Source organism: Marinirhabdus gelatinilytica (assembly GCF_003353425.1).
Lineage (GTDB): Bacteria > Bacteroidota > Bacteroidia > Flavobacteriales > Flavobacteriaceae > Marinirhabdus > Marinirhabdus gelatinilytica.
Map to the genome: position 1 here is coordinate 15,394 of NZ_QRAO01000008.1, position 18,236 is coordinate 33,629.

Consider the following 18,236-nt stretch of genomic DNA (forward strand, 5'->3'; position numbering starts at 1 on the left):
CGTTACTTTTGAAACGTTATACACAAAACACTTTCTAATGGCCGAAAACACAGTACTTTCCCTAAAAAACGCATCTATATTCCAGCGTGAAAACCTGATCCTTTCTGATGTTACGGTCTCGATAGAAAAAGGTGAGTTTGTGTATTTAATAGGTAAAACCGGGACAGGGAAAAGTAGTTTTATGAAAACCCTTTATGGAGATTTGCCGCTACAAAAAGGTGAAGGACATATAGTGGGCTACGACCTCCCTACGCTGAAGGAAAAGGACATTCCATTTTTACGCCGAAAGCTGGGGGTGGTTTTCCAGGATTTTAAGTTGCTGAACGACCGCACGGTACATGATAATCTTCGCTTTGTACTCACAGCGACGGGGTGGAAGGATAAAACCGAGATGAAGAACAAAATCGAGGAAGTTTTGGACAAGGTGGCAATGAAGACCAAGGCATTTAAGTTTCCCTATCAATTATCCGGTGGTGAACAACAACGTATTGCCATTGCAAGAGCATTGTTGAACGACCCCGAACTTATTTTGGCCGATGAGCCCACGGGAAACTTGGACCCACAAACTAGCGTAGAGGTAATGCAAGTATTGCAAGAGATTAATAAGAATGGCAATACCATTTTAATGGCCACGCACGACTATGCGCTGCTATTAAAGTATCCTTCAAAGACCCTGAAGTGTGACGAGAGCCAAATTTTTGAGGTGGTGCAAAAGACGGTTTAATTATTCCTCTTCGAACAACGAAGGATCCCTAAAACGCAAATCACAATCCCTTTTAAGCTCAGGTGCTATTGTAATGCGTATATAGCCTTCTTTATTAGGCTTCAATACTGTTCCAGATTGGATTACCACTTTGTTTTTTGCCTTAAGCTTTAATTGTGAGCTATCCCTGAATTTTTGATTTTTTATCACCGTTCTTTCAGAAAACGAACGTACCGTAAATTTCCATCTAGAAAAATCTTGGTTTTGGATTGTTGAAGTGGCATCTTCAGTATACAGATCATAGAGTAGTTTAATAGTGTTTCCAGTACTCAAAGCTCCCGCACCGTACCTTCCTTGATAGGGCTTGTTTTCTTCAACATAATCTATATTTGTAGATGCCATCTTTAGGATTGGCTCAATTTCCTCAACGGGAAGACAGGGCACGAGGCTGAGCATAAGGCCAATAGTACCGGACACAAGAGGAGCTGCCCCAGATGTAGTGGCATACTCACTATACATTAATTTGTAGTCTTCCAGCAAGTATCTCGAGTACCTAAACAATCCAACTGTAGGCGTTAACAAATCTACATCGGTATTTAATGTAGGGATGGATATAGGCCAAATTATTGGTTTTGTGAGGGTATCATTATTCCTGAACCCCATGGTTCTCCCTAAGTAGTGCCTAATATTTTCTCCATAATACCTATTTGTTTGGCCAACTTTTAAGTTGCCATGCCAAGTTTCATTTCGATACATCACTGAACCCACAGAAATCACATGGTCATACGATGCTGGATAGTGGTATACTTTCCCTTTTGTATCTTTCCATTTTTTGTTTCCCGACGAGGCTATCACAATAGTACCGTTGTCCCACATTTCGTTTATAATCTCCTGTGCTGTATCGTATCTGCGAGTGGTGGCCCAACTACAATTAATAATACGAACACCCATATCCGAGAGCTCTTTAAGGTAGCTCAACTTACTCAAATCGATATAGGAGGTACCATATACAGAGCAGTTATAACAAACCCCTACGGTACCGTGCGCATTATTTCCTTGTGCAGCTGCATTTGCAGAGCTACTATAGCCGTGTCCATCTGCAATGCTGGATTTTTTTATAATCTTGGTTTTTCCTTTAAAATCTGGGTCAATAGTATCTACACGGCCATCAGATATGCCTATAATCACATCCCGCTCCCCTACTGTATAATACCAAGCCTCCGGGGCTTTCAAGTAATCCAGGTAATCTAAGATTATAGGTTCTCCCAAATTTTCGCCAATGGTACTGGTAAGTCCATAATCGTTGGGTTCGAATATTTTTTTATCTTCTCCCAAAATGGTTTCACCAAACACAAAGAGTCTTGGTAGCCCATCAAGCAGCTCCTCTTTAAAGCTTTCACTCTCGGCAATCACAAAGAATGTTTTTTTAAGGTTTTTTCTAGTGGCTTTTCTGTACGTTTTTTTGAATTCGTAGATTGTGTGGTTTTCAAAGAAACGCCTCATTTTTCTATTGGTACCGGAATATTTCAACACTTCTCCTACCCTTTCAAATTGCGGTTCAATAAGGGTATCTGCAGCTCGAATATAAAACCAAGGTTTATCGTATTGCTGTGCGGTCGCCGAGAAGCCCAAGCAACAGATGATAAAGAAAATATGTATTGATTTCAATGCTAGAAAGTTTCAGTTTAAACAATAACAAGCCCAGTCTTTATTAAAAATGTATATTCGCAGTACAGCTAAAACCTATCGCCATGGGCTTGCAGCAATTTGCAGTTTCAATTTACAAAAACCCTTTTACTTTTCTGTTTTTTGCAGTGCTAATTTGCTATATACTGGTGTATATGCCGTACGGATTGGAAGATGGCGACATGGGAACTATCGTGAGCATTTCTTGGAGCATGTACAACGGGTATTTTCCCCATCTGGACTTTGTGTACATAAAACCTCCATTTTCCCCTTACTTCCACTCTTGGCCTTTCTATATTTCAGAAACGTATGGGTATTTGATCAATCGCACGATGTACTATTTGCAAATTTTCCTGTACTCCTTATGGGCCATTAAGATATTATGCAGGGAATTCAATATTGAAAGGCGGGATACCGTCTACTTCTTAGCATTGTTGGGAGCGCTTATCTCAATTCACGATTATCCACCAATGCCCTGGAATACTGTAGATGGCGTATTTTTTACGATACTTGGTGCCTGGTTTTTACTCAAGCCAAAACACAAATGGTTCCATATCGCTTTGGGTGCCTTTTTTGTATCTCTAGCAGTATTGTGCAAACAGTCGTTTTTCTTCGTGCCGGTACTGTTGGTAGTCTATTTTTTGTTGAAAAAAGATTTTAGGCAATCAATCTATTTCATACTATATGGATTGTTTTTTGCTATGCTCTACGTAGGAATTATTTATATAAATGGGGCTTTTGATGCGATGTGGGAACAGCTCTTCAGTTTTACTACCTCTTCCAGTTTTAAGCGTACTGGGTTTTTGTCCTATATAGATTCATTACGATTATATCCTTGGATAGTTCTTGGGTATCTAGCCATTGTGTTTACAGTACGATATTTTGCAAATAAGAATACGGTATTTGCCGTGGTTCTTGCTGGTCCAGCTATCTGTTTTTTGTACATATACCTTACCGAAGAAAACTACGGGCTTTTAAAACAGGTACTCATACAGGCCATGTGGATGCTCGCCACAGGTTTCACCTTTTTGAAATCACTACAAAACAAACAGTATAGAATGTTGCTTTTATTCTTAGGATTTGGGTGGTGTGCCTCCATAAGCAATGGCTTTAATACCCCTGTAGATTTTTCGGCACCCATACTATTCGCATTTTTTGTGTTTAGTTATTCTGAAACTTATACACTGAAGAAAAGCGTTGGATTGGCAAGTATCGCAGTATTCTTGGCATTATTTTACTTAGGATATCAAACTCCTTATCTGGATAGCCCTCGGAAGGAGCTTACCTATAATATGGGTGAGGTATTCCCGCAACTGAAGGGTATAAAAAGTGATGCTGAAACTTTCAATAAATACAAGGAATTGAAGCACCTTGCTTCCAAATATGATAATTTCACCATCCTTCCTTCAGTTACACTTGGACATTATCTCACCAACACCAAAAACCCCATTGGCGTGGATTGGGTGTTCAACCACCATTTGGCAGATCAAATCCCAGAATACATCAACAAACTAGAGGATAAAGATGTAACCGTTTTTCTGGAGAATTTTGAAAACCACGCAAACAATTACGAAGAAACCTCTACCCTCACTATGTACGTTAAAGAAAACTGGCAACTTGTGGCAACGTATGACTATTTCCGCATCTATCAAAAACAAAGATAGGCCTACCCCAAAAATGCTATATTTGTAACACACATTTTTATGAAAAACCCTGATGCCTTGCTATCTGTTGTAGTACCTGTTTACAACGAAGAAGAAAACGTCCCCCTACTTACCCAAAGGATAGAGAAGGCCTTGGAACCTTATCGTTTCCAACTAATCTACATAGACGATTTTTCTACCGATGGTACTGTGAAAGCCCTTAATACACTGGAAGATCACAATGTTCATATAATTGAGCTTAAAAAGAATTATGGCCAGAGTCTAGCATTGGCAGCAGGGATAGATTATGCCACTGGAGACTATATCATCACGATGGATGGGGATTTACAGAACGATCCCGCCGATATCCCCAAAATGATCGAAAAGCTGGAAACCCAAGAGGTAGATGTTGTCACCGGTATACGTGCAAAGCGAAAGGATTCTTTCTTAAAAAAGATACCTTCAAAGATTGCCAATTTCATCATACGCAAGACAACAAGATTGGACATACAGGACCAAGGGTGTGCTTTAAAAGTTTTTACCAAGGAAACAGCCAAAGAGCTCAATCTTTATGGCGAAATGCACCGTTTTATAGCACTGTTGGCATATTTAAACGGGGCCCGTGTTCGTGAGATGCCCGTAAACCATTTGCCTAGACAGTTCGGGAAATCCAAATATGGCCTAGGCAGGACCTTCAAGGTTATAAACGATTTGTTGCTTATCCTCTTTCAGCGTAATTATTTACAAAAGCCATTGTATCTTTTTGGGAATATTGGATTGTTTTTCTTCAGCTTGGGAGTTATCATAAATATTTATTTGGTTATCGAAAAGATTATGGGTGAGGACATAGGAACCCGCCCACTATTATTCTTGGGGGTACTCTTTATATTGGTTGGTATACAGCTATTTACCATTGGTATTGTTATAGACCTCCAAATGCGCACTTACTATGAGTCGCAGCACGAACGCCCATACCGTATACGGAAGATAACCCGCAAAGGAGCCCAAATACCACATGAAAAAGTTGCGGGCAACCAACCTTCACAAAGGTCATAATAAAAAGATGGGACAAACAGTGTGTAACAATAAACAACTTTTTATAAACACGCTTCCAAAAATGCGAATTCCCAAAGTAGAAAAGATGCTAATATTTGTAATTTAGTTTTATGTACAAAGCGGTAAAGAAATTGGCCTTAACCATCATTCCAAAAGATTTTTTGGTCAAGAACGAGCTATTTTTCAGGTCTTTATTTGCGCAGCGCTTTAAAGGGAAAGATCACCTCTGTAACATTTGTGAAAATTCATTAAAGAAGTTTATAATACTAGACGATGGAGACCAACTATGTCCATTTTGTGGCAGCAGGCCCCGTACGCGGCGACTCTTTCAAATTTTAAATTCTGAAGAGATCCTTAAGGGAAACGTATTGCACTTCTCGCCTTCTAGAAGCCTATATAGGCTATTGAGCAAAGATCAAAATATACAGTATACAAGTACCGATTATGAAGATGAGTTTATTGCAGACCACAAATACGACATCACCAATATAGACTGTCCAGATGCACATTTCGATCTAATTATTTGTTATCATATTCTAGAACATATCGAAAAAGACCAGAAAGCAATGCAAGAGCTGCACAGAGTATTAAAACCAGGTGGAATATGTTTGGTACAAACACCGTTCATGGGTAGAAACGGTATTTATGAAGATGCTAGCATTACATCAAACGAGGGCCGTTTGGAAGCTTTTGGACAGGAGGATCACGTGAGGGTATATTCTGTAGCAGGATTAAAAGATAGATTACAGGACAACCTGTTCACCCATGTACAGCATAAAGAGTATGCCGAAGACCCCTATAAAGGATTTGCTGCTGAGACCGTACTTTTCTTGAGAAAAAACAAATTATAAATTTAATCCAAACAAATGCTTTCAATTTTAATTCCTACATACAACCACAATGTGTACCCATTGGTCACCAAGTTGGATGAGGAATTGGCGGCTACGAACAGCACCTATGAAATCTTAGTTTTTGACGATGGCTCTACCGAACCACTTGTTCAAAATGAAAAAATAGAAATTTTTAAAAACACTTCGCTACGTAAACTACCACACAATATTGGTAGGAGCGCCGTTCGTTTACAATTGGCAAAAAACGCCACCTATAACTTCTTACTATTTATAGATGCAGACGTAATGCCCGTATCTACTTCTTTTGTCACAACCTATATCAAAACTATTAAAGAGAAAGAGCCAGAAGTGGCCTTTGGGGGTATCTTCTACACTGAAGTAAAACCACCAATTGAAGAGCGATTACGCTGGGAATATGGTAAAAATCGTGAGGTCCAACCTGTTGCTGAACGAGAAAAAAAGCCACACTTTATAATCACCCAAAATGTTTTGATTAAAAAAGACGTTTATTTAAACCTTTCCATCCCTACTGAAAATTTCTATGGAGATGACCTTGTATTTTCACAACAACTCAAAACAAAAGGGATTGAAGTACTCCATATAGACAATCCGGTGATCCATTTAGGGCTGGAATCTTCCAAGCAATATCTCGAAAAAGCATTGAGCGCAGTTTCATCTATTGTAGCCTTAGAAAAGAAAGGAGTCTTGGATCCGGATCTAACAAAACTACAACAAGCATACAGCACGTTAAAAAAATGGAAAGCTATACGTTTATTTAAATGGTATGTAGCTTCAAGAAAACGTAAAATGGAGCAAAATTTTCTATCCGAAAACCCAAATTTGAGATGGTTCGACATGTACCGCTTGTTATATTATATTGAACTAAAAGAAAAAAGACATGCCTAAATTTTCTATCATAATTCCGTTGTACAACAAAGAAAAAGATATAGGCAAGACCCTTAATAGTCTTTTTTTGCAAACCTTTACAAATTTTGAAGTAGTAATCGTGAACGACGGCTCTACAGATAATAGTGAAGCTGTTGTCAACCAATTTAAGGACGACCGTATAGCATATTTCAGCAAAGAGAATGAAGGTGTTTCCAAGACGCGAAACGTTGCTGCAAGCAAAGCCAGTAGCCAATACATCGTGTTTTTAGACGCAGACGATTATTGGCACGCCAACCATTTAGAAAACCTCAACAAGCTCGTAACAAAATTTCCCGACAACCTTTGGTACGCAACAGCTTACGAGAAGAGGCACAACCACAAACTTACAACCCCCATGATTTCTCCTATCTTGGAAAAAGGGGGAGATTGGATGGGGTTGGTGCACAATTATTTTGAGAACAGCTTGGTAGATCCTCTTGCTTGGACAAGTGCCGTATGTTTTAAAAAATCTTTTTTTGAAAAACTGAACGGTTTCGACACCGCCATAACCCACGGCGCCGGTGAGGATACCGATTTGTGGCTGCGGGCAGCATTGGAGGCCCCATTGGCATTTAGCAATACCATTACCGCAAGACATAATCTGGATGGTAGTAACCGAATATCACACACTCCTACTTTATTGAGAAATTTCATGGCGCTCGATCGTTATGAAAGTCAAACCGAAAAACATCCTGGTTTAAAAAGATATTTAGATTTAAACCGTTTTTCCTTTGCCATGCAACACAAAATGGCAGGCGATAGTGAAACTTTTAAAAAATTTGCAAAACAGATCACCCCCGAAAGCCTCACCACCAAACAGCGCTATATGCTGAAGCAACCCAAACAAATGTTGAAATTATTATTAAAGGGAAAAGCCTTTGCTGAAAGATTGGGTATACGCTTAACGTCGTTCAATTGACTTAAAATCCTTATACTCCCGGATGTAGTCGTCCTCGTCATATTCCTCGCTCACCAACGAGAGGCACACCGCGCCGGCCGAAAAATTTTCCAGCTCACGCCATACACCGCTTGGGATGAGCAACCCTTTGTTCGGTCTGTTCAAATGAAAGGTCTTGCGTTCTTTCCCATTGTCCAATACTACCGAAAAACTACCCGCAACCGCAATTAAAAACTGTTGTAGCTGCTTGTGTGCATGCCCTCCACGGGTAGAATCGCTGGGCACATCGTAGAGATAGTACACCCGTTTTATTTTATAGGGCAATAAATCCTTCTCTACTACCGAAAGATTGCCACGCCCGTCCGGTGCCGTAATTTTTGGGATGTCTATAAGTTGTATATTGTTAAGGTCTACGTAGTGCATGTTGTATTAATTGGTTCCATTTTTCTCCTATTTCTATGGTAGAAAATCTAGCTACCGATGGTTTGGCGTTCTTTGCGCATTGTTCCCTCAAGATGCTATTGGTTGCCATACGTTGCATCGCTTGGGCAAATAAAGATACATCCCTTTTAGGAATGAGCAAGCCGTTGCTGCCATCCTCAATAATTTCAGAAGGACCCGAGACAATGTCCAGCGATACAACAGGTACCCCAAGCGACAACGACTCTACCAGAACCATAGGGAAACCTTCAAAACGGCTCGTCAAGGTTACAAATTTTGCTTTTTGGATAATAGAAAACGGTGATTGGTGTGGTAAAAAAACGATCTGTTGTGCTGAAGGCAATGTACTGGCAAACTGTTGCAATGCTTCTTTATCTTCTCCTTCCCCCATAATCACCAATTGCACTCCCTTTTTCCAGACTTGGGAAGCTGTAAAAGCATTCAGCAAAAAAGTAAAATCCTTCACTGCTTCCTCTATTCTTCCGTAGGAAAGGATGTAGTTGTGGGGTGTGATATTTTTAGGCAAATTAGCCGATTGGGAAGCCCAACCCCCATTAAAAGCATTGTGGATAGTGGTGGCATTCGTTATCCCGAAAGAGGGCAGGATTTTTTCAGTGATATGGTTAGAGACAGCTACCGTAGCAGAGTTCTTGTTATAGATTTTTGAAAACTTTTTAGGTTGTTTTGTAAGATACAGATTAGGATTGGCACTATGCACCACGTATATTTTTTGAAACCCCTTGTAAATAATATTATGGTAAAAACGTTCGCGATAGTATTGGTTTTTGGTGCGGTGGTCTATAACTACCTCAATAGCATGTTGTTTAAGATATTGCCTCAATTTCAGTAATCGCTTAAATCTTCCCCTGAAATTTTCATTTTCTTTTTTAAAGTCTCCCAAGTTGAACAAAGCACCCTTGTAAGGATAGTCCACTTGGTTGTTCAAAATGGCAATATGTACCTCATATCCCTGTTCGTGTAGCATTTCAGAGAGCATAGCGCAGGAGCGTTCTGCACCGCCCTTTCCCAGTGAAATACTTACCAAACAAATTTTTTTATGCGTATTTTGCAAGCGTAAAACCGTTTTATTGGCACCGCCAAAGGGTATAAGTCCCAAAGGCTTGCCTCGAAATTAAAAGTTTTTTTCCAACGAGCACCTCGTGGGCGTGCCCAGAGGTAGTTTACTTTAAGCACCCAAGTTACATGAAAATACTGTTGGTTGGCGAATATAATTCCATTCATTATACCCTAAAGGAGGGCTTGCAGCAGTTGGGACATACCGTGACCGTTGTAGGTTTGGGTGATGGTTTTAAAAAGAGAACGGTAGATGTAAACTTTGTGAAGCCCTATGAAACGGGCATCAAGAATTTTTTGAAAAGGGTTGTGTATAAACTTTTCAAGATAGACCTGAATTCTGAGAGCATTAAAAAACAATTCTTCCAAAATAAGCATATTTTTCAAGGGAATGATATAGTACAATTGGTGAACGAAAATTCATTCAGCACTGTTCCGAAAGTTGAAAAGGAAATGCTCCAGTTTATTTTTCAGAACAACAAAAAAGTATTCCTCCTTTCCTGCGGAACGGACTATCTGAGCGTAAAATATGCCTTGGAAGAAAAATTTGCCTACAGTATCGCGACTCCCTATTTACAAAAAAAAGGGACCGAGGCCCAGTTTCAGCATATGACGCAGTGTATCACAGCACCTTTTGAGGATCTGCATCATTTTATCGTTAAAAATGTGGAGGGCATCATCGCTTCAGATTTCGATTATGACATACCCTTGCAGGGGCACCCTAACTATTTGGGGATGGTGCCCAACCCCATAAACTTGGACAAACTGAAATATACCCCTTTAGTCATTGAAGATAAAGTGGTGATATTCCACGGTATCAACCAAAACAACTATTACAAAAAAGGGAACGATATTTTTGAGAAAGCGCTGGAAATAGTCTCCGAAACACATTCAGAAAAAATTGACATTACCACCGTACGCAGTATTCCGTATGTTGAATACATCAAGGCTTTTGATACCTGCCACATCTTACTGGACCAAGTATTTGCTTACGACCAAGGGTACAATGCCCTAGAAGCCATGGCAAAGGGAAAAGTAGTGTTCACTGGTGCTGAAAAGGAATTTTTGGACTATTATAACCTCTCCGAAGATGAAGTAGCCATTAACGCGCTACCCGACGCCCAGAAGATTGCCAAGAAATTAATTTGGCTTGTTGAGAACCCTCAAAAGATTCTCGAAATCTCCAGGAACGCCCGAAATTTTGTGGAACAGGAACACCACCACATACTTGGGGCCAAACGCTACCTCTCCAAATGGGGTGTTGATGTTATTTAGGTTTCGGCTTGTGCTGTAGAGCTTCGAGGGCAAAGCAGATTCACAACAGGTGAAGAATAGCAACTATCAAACCTGAAAAACTTTTTGGCATACAAACAAAAAAGCATTTTTTGGTTCTTAAAATTCAGTTTGGTCTATTTAGCTGCTGAACTTTTTCCCTTTTTGTCAAAATAGCGCCATACCAAGAAAAGTACTACGAAGAAATAAATGACATATCTTAACAAATGCGCCAGTACTACTCCCTCAACCCCGTAAGTATCTACCAGCAAGTGTGAAAGGCCGAAGAAGAGTGCAAGGGATAGAATTTCAGTAAAAATAAAATTACGCACCATTTTCTTCGCCAAGAATTGATGTGCCAATACCAGGGCCATCAAACGAATAAAGTCGCCTATGAGCTGCCATTTAAAAAGCGGTGCCATTTCATTGAAATCTATAAATACATATTCAATAAACTGATAGCGCAAAAAATAAATTGCCAACATTCCCAACGCAAAAAGAGGTAAAAGCGTTTTATAGATTGTGCCCACTTCCTTGACAAATTCATTCTTTTGGGTGATTCCTGCAAATTTCGGGATTACGTACAGGGTGAAAATGGCACCTGAAAACACCATATAGTTTTGCGACAGGGTGGTCATGGCCGTCCAGATACCCGCATCGTCCTCCCCCATTTTATCTACCAACATATTACGTAAATCCAGTTCAACAAAATTTACCAAGACCGTTGCCGTAAAGGACATTAACGTAAAGGACAACAATTGCTTCCCGTAGGGTATTTTAAATGAAATTTCAGAAAAAACAATGTACTCCCTCAACACTTTCACAAAAACAAAAAGCAATACGAGAACCTGTATAATCGGGATGGTGGCTATGGCAAGTAATGCTCCGTCTATATTGTATTGGTACAATAGAAACAACGTGAGCGCTGCACCCAAAATATACGCCAACAACTCAATTTTAGCATAGTGTTTGTAGGCAGAAAGCCCATTGACAATTCCATTAAAAACTCGCTGTATGGAAATAAAGGGAACTACCACGGCCACTATCTTAATGATATATGCAAAGTCTTGAGTGTAGAAAAAATAGCTACTGAAATATTCCGCACCAAAGAACAGTACCAAAAAAGAAACCACACTCCCAATAATCGTAAATACAAAGGTGGTGGAAAACAGTTTTTGAAGCTCTGGTCTATTTTCCTTGTGCTGCGCAACGTATTTTAAAACACCATTGAAAACTCCCAACGATGTAATGGACATTAGGATGTTCATTAAATTACGAAGCGAGCCTACTTTTGCATATCCATCTTTTCCAACGAGATCGGTTAACTCTCGCTGCAGAAAGAACCCAATAAACAGTCGTACCACGATTACCATCGCGTTTAGCGAGGTCATCTTAAGCAATAAGTTGGTACGTATAAACTGAGGGATTTTCATTGGTTAGTTATTGGAACTTGGCATGTTTGTTAGCATAATGGATATACACCTCTCTAGCTCCTTACAGGGTAGATTTTATGAGTACACCATTCAATACATATTTAGTATTTCAATTACTTTATCTACTTGCGTTTCAGGCATTATTGGGCTTATGGGGAGGCTCAATACTTTTTTGTGTATGCTTTCGGTTATGGGGAACTGTAATCCATGTAGTTCGGGCAATGCTTTTTGTTTGTGGGGTGGGATGGGGTAATGTATCAAATGCCCAACATCGTTCTGTTTCAAATACGCTATACATTTCTCTCTATCCTCCACTTGCACTACAAAAAGGTGAAAAACATGGTTTTGTGAGTTATCATATTCAGGAAGGTTTATTTTTTTATTGTTGATCCCCGAAAGATAGCGTCTCGCAATTTTTCTCCTTCTTTCGTTATCGGCATCCAGCGAAGCTAGTTTTATATTTAAAAAAGCAGCTTGCAGCTCGTCCAACCTAGAATTTACACCTAACAACTCGTTCACATATTTTGTTGCGGTACCATAATTCCGTAGTTTTTTTATCGCTTCGGCAAGGTCTTCGTCATTAGTGGTTACGGCACCGCCATCTCCCAGAGCTCCCAAATTCTTTGCAGGGTAAAAACTGAATCCCGCCGCATCTCCCAAATTTCCTGCTTTTTTTCCAGTTTTGCACTGTGCGCCGTGGGCCTGTGCGGCATCTTCAATAACAAGTATATTATGTTTTTGGGCCAGTTTATTTATTGCGTCCATAGGTGCTAATTGCCCATAGAGATGTACGGGCATGATAGCTTTTGTGTTTGCTGAAATTTTCGCATTTATATCCTCAATATCAAAATTGAACGTTTCAGCTTCAGCCTCTACCAAAATGGGGGTAAGCCCAGCTTGTTTAATGGCAATAATAGTGGCGACAAATGTATTTGCGGCTACCAAAACCCCATCACCTTCCTTCAGTTTGTTCAATGCTTTGTACCCTTCCAGAATAAGCCGAAGTGCATCCAGCCCATTACCCACGCCAATGCAGAATTTTGTTCCGCAGTAGTTGGCAAAATTGGTCTCGAAATCGCGGACGCTGTCCCCAAGGATGTAGTACCCAGAATCTAAAAATCGTTGGAACTGATGTTTGAACTCAGTTTCAAAACGCTGGTTAATGCCGTGAAGGTCTAAAAATGGAATCATACAAAAACCGAATCTAATTTAGTGTGGTTTGCCGTATCCACCTCGTAAAACTCATGCACGATGCTCCTTGCACCAAAACATTCCTTCCAATATTGAAGGCCCTTGTTGATATTCTTTCCATGGTTCACGTTGGAGATACCAAAATTGAAATATTCTTTCTCCCTATATGTGGAAGTAATAAGGTGATGGAACAAGAAGTCCAAACTCCCCAACTGCTGCTTCTCCTCGTTTGCCGAAATGTACTGTACATGGGCCACCTGCGGGGTAATGAACATAGTTGCGCCCGCAACAATTTCAGTTTCCTTCATTACATTAAACTGCACAATTTTCTCAGGGAAAGCGGCGGCCAATTGCTCTATCTCTTTTAACGAATGTACTGGTTTGGCATCGTGACGCTTTTCAAGATTGGGTATTAATATCTGGTTCCAAAAGGGATTGAATTTTTGTTCTGCTTCAATCCAGAGCCCATGTTTTTCTGCTTTTTTTACTCCTTCCATCCTATTCTTTTGAATCTTGAGCGCACTATCGGTCTTGATAGTTGCAGAAACATCCATCCGGAATTGTTTGGCTTCAGCTAAAAACAGAAGATAGTTAATTTCATCAGCCGGCAGGGAATTATAAATCCTTGGCAACAGCTTTAACTGCAGTGTTGTGGCACCCTCCTGCTCCAAAAACTGTAACAAGACCTTGAAAGCGGCTGTAGCATCCTCCATTTTGGTTTTGTTGGAGAGTACCAATCCACCATACGTTAGGCCCTGGTGTGAATACACAGTAGTATCCTCTCTATTTGCTGGCAGTATAGCAATCAGCTTTTTATCCTTGAACACCAACAGTGAAGCATCCTTAAAACGGTGCGAATGGTACTCCATAAAATCCCTATGGAACAGAAAAGTAGCGTTCTTTGCACGTGCCACAAATTGGTTCCATAGATTTTGGTGCGCAGAGTTGTATGTTTCAACAGTAAAATGGGGAGATGATCGGCTCAAATAAAACAGTTGTTGGTTATGAAATGTAAAACTAAAATTATTTTTACTTTTATCGCTGCTTCTATAACGCTTAAATAGCTTCAAAATTGAGTATACCAAAAACCTTGCTTTCTAAGAACACGCTGGAAAACAGGTTGCTCTTACTTATATTCTTGTTTTTTTTCGGTTTTTTTATCCTGCAACCGCCTTTGTACTCGCCAGACACGTATAGTTATCTTAGGGCAGATATTACCCGTTTCCCTGGCTATATTATTTATTTGAGAGGGCTGCAGGCTGTATTTGGAAGTAGTTTTGATGTGGTCGCCCTCGCAGGCCATTTGGTGATGGGATATGCCGCGATTGTTTTGATATTCAAGAATTTGAGCAATTTATTCAAACTCTCTTGGGTAGCAAAAGGATTATTATTAGCTGCATTAGTGTTCCCCTACTTTAAGCCCATCGAGGTAGCGGTGAACCTTACTTCTGAAGGATTGGCATATCCGCTGTATCTTCTCCTACTATCACTTACCATAGATTTCTTGTTCAGAAAGCAAGAAAAAAAAATAATACACATCACGTTTGTCTACTTAGCCTTGGTGCTTACCCGCGGACAATTTATCATCCTGGGACCCATTATTGGATTTTTATATGCGCTACAACTGAAAAGGAACATCTTTAGACCAAAAGCTTTTTTAATAATTCTCTTGTTATTTATTTTACCCATAGTTTCAGCAATGGCAGACCGAACCTACCATTATATCTTTTACGGTTATTTTAAAACCACACCGTACAGTTATGTGAACGTGGTTGCCCTGCCACTTTATATTTCTGAAGCTAGCGACGCAAAGTATTTTCCAGATGAAGACATAAAAGTGATATTTGAGCATTCACATAAAAAATTGGACAGTCTACAGCTATTGAGCAGTGATGTTAAGGGTAGTTATCACGAGAAGTATATGCGTTTCCACTATAATTTTCCGGAGATATGCAACCAGAACATACACGATTTTGGCCTGAAATATTATTTGGAACAAGGCGAAGCACCAGGGGATAATGCATTTGCCATTGAAGCTGCATGCAAGACCATTACGACCCAGCTTGTACCTGCGCATTTTAAAGAATACCTCTCCCTTTACTACACCAGTATTATCCACGGTTTTAAAAGTGTTTTTATTCTCTTTTTTATGGTGGCGCTCTCTATTCTTAGTCTGTTTAAGGTTTTTAAGAGGTTTGGGCGCAATAGTGGTTTAATATTTCTTGCTACTTTGCTCATAATATCCAATGCCATGATCGTGGCCGTGGCATCCCACAGCATTATGCGTTATTTATTTTACAATTATTTTCTTGGACTTCTTATTTTAATCATACTTTTGAAAAAATTTATCCCACGCCATGAATCCTGAGCTTTCCGTAGTAATGCCCTGTTTAAACGAAGCCGAAACCCTTGCTGTCTGTATTAAAAAGGCACAGGGATTTTTTGAGCGTGAAAACGTGAACGGGGAAGTAGTGATTGCAGATAATGGCAGTACGGACGGCTCCCAGGAAATTGCAGAAAACCTTAATGTCCGCGTAATACATGTTTCGGAAAAAGGCTACGGTAATGCACTAATAGGAGGTATCACCGCAGCAAAAGGAAGGTATGTGATGATGGGGGATGCAGACGACAGTTACGATTTCAGTAATATGATGCCCTATCTCGAGAAATTAAGGGAAGGCTACGACCTAGTAATGGGGAACCGGTTTAAAGGAGGAATCGAGAAAGGGGCGATGCCTTTTTTGCACAAATACTTGGGAAATCCCGTGCTTTCTTTCATTGGGAGATTGTTCTTTAAATCTAAGATTGGTGATTTCCATTGTGGGCTACGTGGCTTTAGCAAAGATGCATTTAAAAGAATGGAATTGAAGACCACGGGAATGGAATTTGCCAGCGAGATGATAGTAAAGGCTAGCTTAAAAAAAATGAATATTGCCGAAGTGCCCACTACCCTATCACCAGATGGTCGTAGCAGGCCTCCCCACCTCAACACATGGCGTGATGGATGGCGCCATTTGCGTTTTTTGGTACTGTATAGCCCCAAGTGGCTGTTCTATTATCCAGGGTTTTTATTGTTTCTTTTCGGGTTGATAACCTCTGCCCTGCTCATTTACAAACCCATTACCATAGACAGCGTAACGTTTGATGTACATACACTGTTATTCACATCGGTTTCCTTGCTCATTGGATTTCAGTTTATACTATTCTACGGGCTTACCAAGGTTTTTACGGTTGAAAATGGGCTCCTCCCAAAATCCGATATGTACGATAGACAGTTTAAATTTATAAACTTGGAAAAGGGTTTGATCGTGGGGGCCGTGCTCATTATCTTAGGCGTCGTGCTCAGTTTTTTGGCATACAACTATTGGCAGGAAATCAATTTTGGCGATATTACCAATAGCAGTACGTTACGCTTGGTGATTCCCGCAGTGACCACTATGTTGCTTGGGGTTCAGGTAATCCTCTTTAGTTTATTCTTCAGTATTCTGGGATTGAAGCGTTAATCGATAGCATTAACCCGAATAATGGTTGTAAAACGTGTTTCTTCGGTTATGACATTCGCTTGAATGCCTTCTATTTTTTTTAAGAAATCCAAAACTGTATTGGTATGTGAGGTAAGCAAGAACAATGACCTATGCTGTTCAATAAAGGGCTTCAATTGTTCTATAGCTTCAATTTTTGTTGCGGCAAGGTTTTGCTTTTCCAGATACAGTTCCAATGAAGGTTGGTCCCTTAATTTGAAGGTAACTATAGGCTCTTTATCTTGTATTGAAGCGAGCTGTGTAGTGGTTTCATCTTGTTTGAAGAATTCGGCGAGATAATAATTATCGTATAGATGTTGCGAAACGATATTGTCTTCTATTAAATTTTCAGCAATTCGCTTATCGCTTTTGTAAACTTCGTTAAAAAAGATGCCTATACAATATATACATACCAAAAATTTAATAGCTACCCCCAATCGTTTGGGGACATTCGTTAGCATTGTGAGCAGCGGCACCAACAAGACCAAAACAAACATAGGCGCCAACGGGACAAATACTCTTGCATACGGAGCTTTTTGGTGTAAAAAGGAAGCTACAAAGGCTCCAAGAAAAAGAACTAAAATTGTTATGTATTGAACCTTTTTATCAAAATTCTTCTCTTTATACAGATAATACAGTCCCGGCAAGAAAAGGAGCAGTAACGCATATCTTTCGGAAAAGAATTGTGGCAGTGTCCTCCACAAAATTTTAAATGACAAGAAATAACCGGGCGCACTCCTGTTTGAGAATTTGTTGTACACCAGCTCTTCCCAGATAGGCAGATACAATAGCACAGCAAGCAAACTCCCAACAGCAATAGCCACTATAACCCAAACGCTATTCCTAAAAATAGCACTATCCTTTTTTTGCAGTGCAACTAAACTACCCATAGCTATAGCCATACATAGCCCCAATAGTACATACAGGTTGGATGGGATGGTGTACAAAAGCATCATACTCAAGACCCCCAATAGTACCACATATCTTTTTTTCTGAAATTTTATATACCTCCAAGCGTAGTACAACAACATTAACAATAATAATGTGCTTAGGCAATACCCACGCAACTGGAGTGAAAAATTCATAAAAGGTACTGTAGTAAAAAGTACAACCCAAGTGAGGGCAATGTTTCTAAGCTTAAAAATATGCCTCAATATCTTTAAAACGTAAACCCCACACAACAGGCTTAGCCCAAGTTGCATCATCCTGAACACAAAAGCATACTCTTCCACCAACAAAATATCCCGTAGGCCAGTTACCCTTGAAACCATTTGCATGAGAAGGTTGTAAAAAATATGGTTGTTGGGTGCGGGATAATAAAAAAGGGTTGTATTGATATTTACCAGAGTAAAATGTTTTAGGGAAAACACCTCATCGTACCAAAGATCTGCCCTCAAATTCCTGTAACTCCAAAAAACCATGGGGATACATCCCAATAAGGTAATGAGTATGTGCTCGATTTTGTTTTTCATATCTGGAAGAGTTCAAAAGTAAGTTTTAAAATGCTAAGCTTCTTTTTAATAGCACAAAATTTCTATTT

Annotated in this window: 16 protein-coding genes; 9 read left to right on the top strand and 7 right to left on the bottom strand. The window is 39.8% G+C overall.

Annotated elements, in window-relative coordinates; all coding sequences use genetic code 11:
• Nucleotides 1-37: 37 nt before the first annotated feature.
• Nucleotides 38-724: a cell division ATP-binding protein FtsE gene (locus C8D94_RS14445; RefSeq protein ID WP_115124683.1), complete on the top strand. Its 687-nt coding sequence runs from the start codon at nt 38-40 to the stop codon at nt 722-724.
• On the opposite strand, the gene C8D94_RS14450 is transcribed toward C8D94_RS14445, so the two are convergent.
• Nucleotides 725-2,371, bottom strand: coding sequence for a S8 family peptidase (locus C8D94_RS14450; protein ID WP_147278570.1), 1,647 nt, complete (start codon nt 2,369-2,371; stop codon nt 725-727).
• 173 nt (nt 2,372-2,544) lie between these two features.
• On the opposite strand from C8D94_RS14450, the gene C8D94_RS14455 reads away from it, so the two are divergent.
• From C8D94_RS14455 to C8D94_RS14475, 5 genes are all read left to right on the top strand, one after another.
• A complete protein-coding gene (locus C8D94_RS14455) occupies nt 2,545-4,053 on the top strand; it encodes a glycosyltransferase family 87 protein (protein ID WP_147278571.1) in 1,509 nt (502 codons plus the stop codon).
• A 39-nt stretch (nt 4,054-4,092) separates the two neighbouring features.
• The gene (locus C8D94_RS14460; protein WP_115124686.1) at nt 4,093-5,088 is read left to right on the top strand and encodes a glycosyltransferase family 2 protein; all 996 of its coding nucleotides are present in this window, start codon (nt 4,093-4,095) and stop codon (nt 5,086-5,088) included.
• A 110-nt stretch (nt 5,089-5,198) separates the two neighbouring features.
• On the top strand, nt 5,199-5,939 hold the full coding sequence (locus C8D94_RS14465) for a class I SAM-dependent methyltransferase (RefSeq protein WP_115124687.1): 741 nt from the start codon (nt 5,199-5,201) through the stop codon (nt 5,937-5,939).
• A 15-nt stretch (nt 5,940-5,954) separates the two neighbouring features.
• Complete coding sequence (locus C8D94_RS14470; RefSeq protein ID WP_115124688.1) at nt 5,955-6,845, top strand: glycosyltransferase family 2 protein; 891 nt, start codon at nt 5,955-5,957, stop codon at nt 6,843-6,845.
• Nucleotides 6,838-7,785 (top strand): glycosyltransferase family 2 protein, encoded by a 948-nt coding sequence (locus C8D94_RS14475; protein WP_115124689.1) that lies wholly within the window; start codon nt 6,838-6,840, stop codon nt 7,783-7,785. Before C8D94_RS14470 ends, C8D94_RS14475 begins: the two co-directional genes overlap by 8 nt.
• On the opposite strand, the gene C8D94_RS14480 is transcribed toward C8D94_RS14475, so the two are convergent.
• Both C8D94_RS14480 and C8D94_RS14485 read right to left on the bottom strand, forming a co-directional pair.
• Nucleotides 7,768-8,187, bottom strand: a complete 420-nt coding sequence (locus tag C8D94_RS14480) for a sugar 3,4-ketoisomerase (protein ID WP_115124690.1) — start codon at nt 8,185-8,187, stop codon at nt 7,768-7,770. The two genes, C8D94_RS14475 and C8D94_RS14480, sit on opposite strands and share 18 nt — an antisense overlap.
• Nucleotides 8,168-9,250, bottom strand: coding sequence for a glycosyltransferase (locus C8D94_RS14485; protein WP_147278572.1), 1,083 nt, complete (start codon nt 9,248-9,250; stop codon nt 8,168-8,170). The genes C8D94_RS14480 and C8D94_RS14485 overlap by 20 nt, the downstream gene beginning before the upstream one ends.
• Nucleotides 9,251-9,408: 158 nt before the next feature.
• Between C8D94_RS14485 and C8D94_RS14490 the strand changes: the two genes are divergently transcribed.
• On the top strand, nt 9,409-10,554 hold the full coding sequence (locus tag C8D94_RS14490) for a glycosyltransferase (protein WP_115124692.1): 1,146 nt from the start codon (nt 9,409-9,411) through the stop codon (nt 10,552-10,554).
• 134 nt (nt 10,555-10,688) lie between these two features.
• Here C8D94_RS14490 and C8D94_RS14495 read toward each other — a convergent pair whose 3' ends face one another.
• The 3 genes from C8D94_RS14495 to C8D94_RS14505 form a co-directional block, all read right to left on the bottom strand.
• Nucleotides 10,689-11,984 (bottom strand): O-antigen translocase, encoded by a 1,296-nt coding sequence (locus C8D94_RS14495; RefSeq protein ID WP_115124693.1) that lies wholly within the window; start codon nt 11,982-11,984, stop codon nt 10,689-10,691.
• Nucleotides 11,985-12,074: 90 nt separating this feature from the next.
• Nucleotides 12,075-13,175: a DegT/DnrJ/EryC1/StrS family aminotransferase gene (locus tag C8D94_RS14500; protein ID WP_115124694.1), complete on the bottom strand. Its 1,101-nt coding sequence runs from the start codon at nt 13,173-13,175 to the stop codon at nt 12,075-12,077.
• Nucleotides 13,172-14,161, bottom strand: coding sequence for a GNAT family N-acetyltransferase (locus C8D94_RS14505; protein ID WP_245946348.1), 990 nt, complete (start codon nt 14,159-14,161; stop codon nt 13,172-13,174). The genes C8D94_RS14500 and C8D94_RS14505 overlap by 4 nt, the downstream gene beginning before the upstream one ends.
• 86 nt (nt 14,162-14,247) lie before the next feature.
• On the opposite strand from C8D94_RS14505, the gene C8D94_RS14510 reads away from it, so the two are divergent.
• Nucleotides 14,248-15,543: a hypothetical protein gene (locus C8D94_RS14510; protein WP_115124695.1), complete on the top strand. Its 1,296-nt coding sequence runs from the start codon at nt 14,248-14,250 to the stop codon at nt 15,541-15,543.
• Complete coding sequence (locus C8D94_RS14515; protein ID WP_115124696.1) at nt 15,533-16,678, top strand: glycosyltransferase family 2 protein; 1,146 nt, start codon at nt 15,533-15,535, stop codon at nt 16,676-16,678. The genes C8D94_RS14510 and C8D94_RS14515 overlap by 11 nt, the downstream gene beginning before the upstream one ends.
• On the opposite strand, the gene C8D94_RS14520 is transcribed toward C8D94_RS14515, so the two are convergent.
• Nucleotides 16,675-18,168, bottom strand: a complete 1,494-nt coding sequence (locus tag C8D94_RS14520) for a hypothetical protein (RefSeq protein WP_115124697.1) — start codon at nt 18,166-18,168, stop codon at nt 16,675-16,677. The genes C8D94_RS14515 and C8D94_RS14520 overlap by 4 nt on opposite strands.
• Between the last annotated feature and the right edge of the window lie 68 nt (nt 18,169-18,236).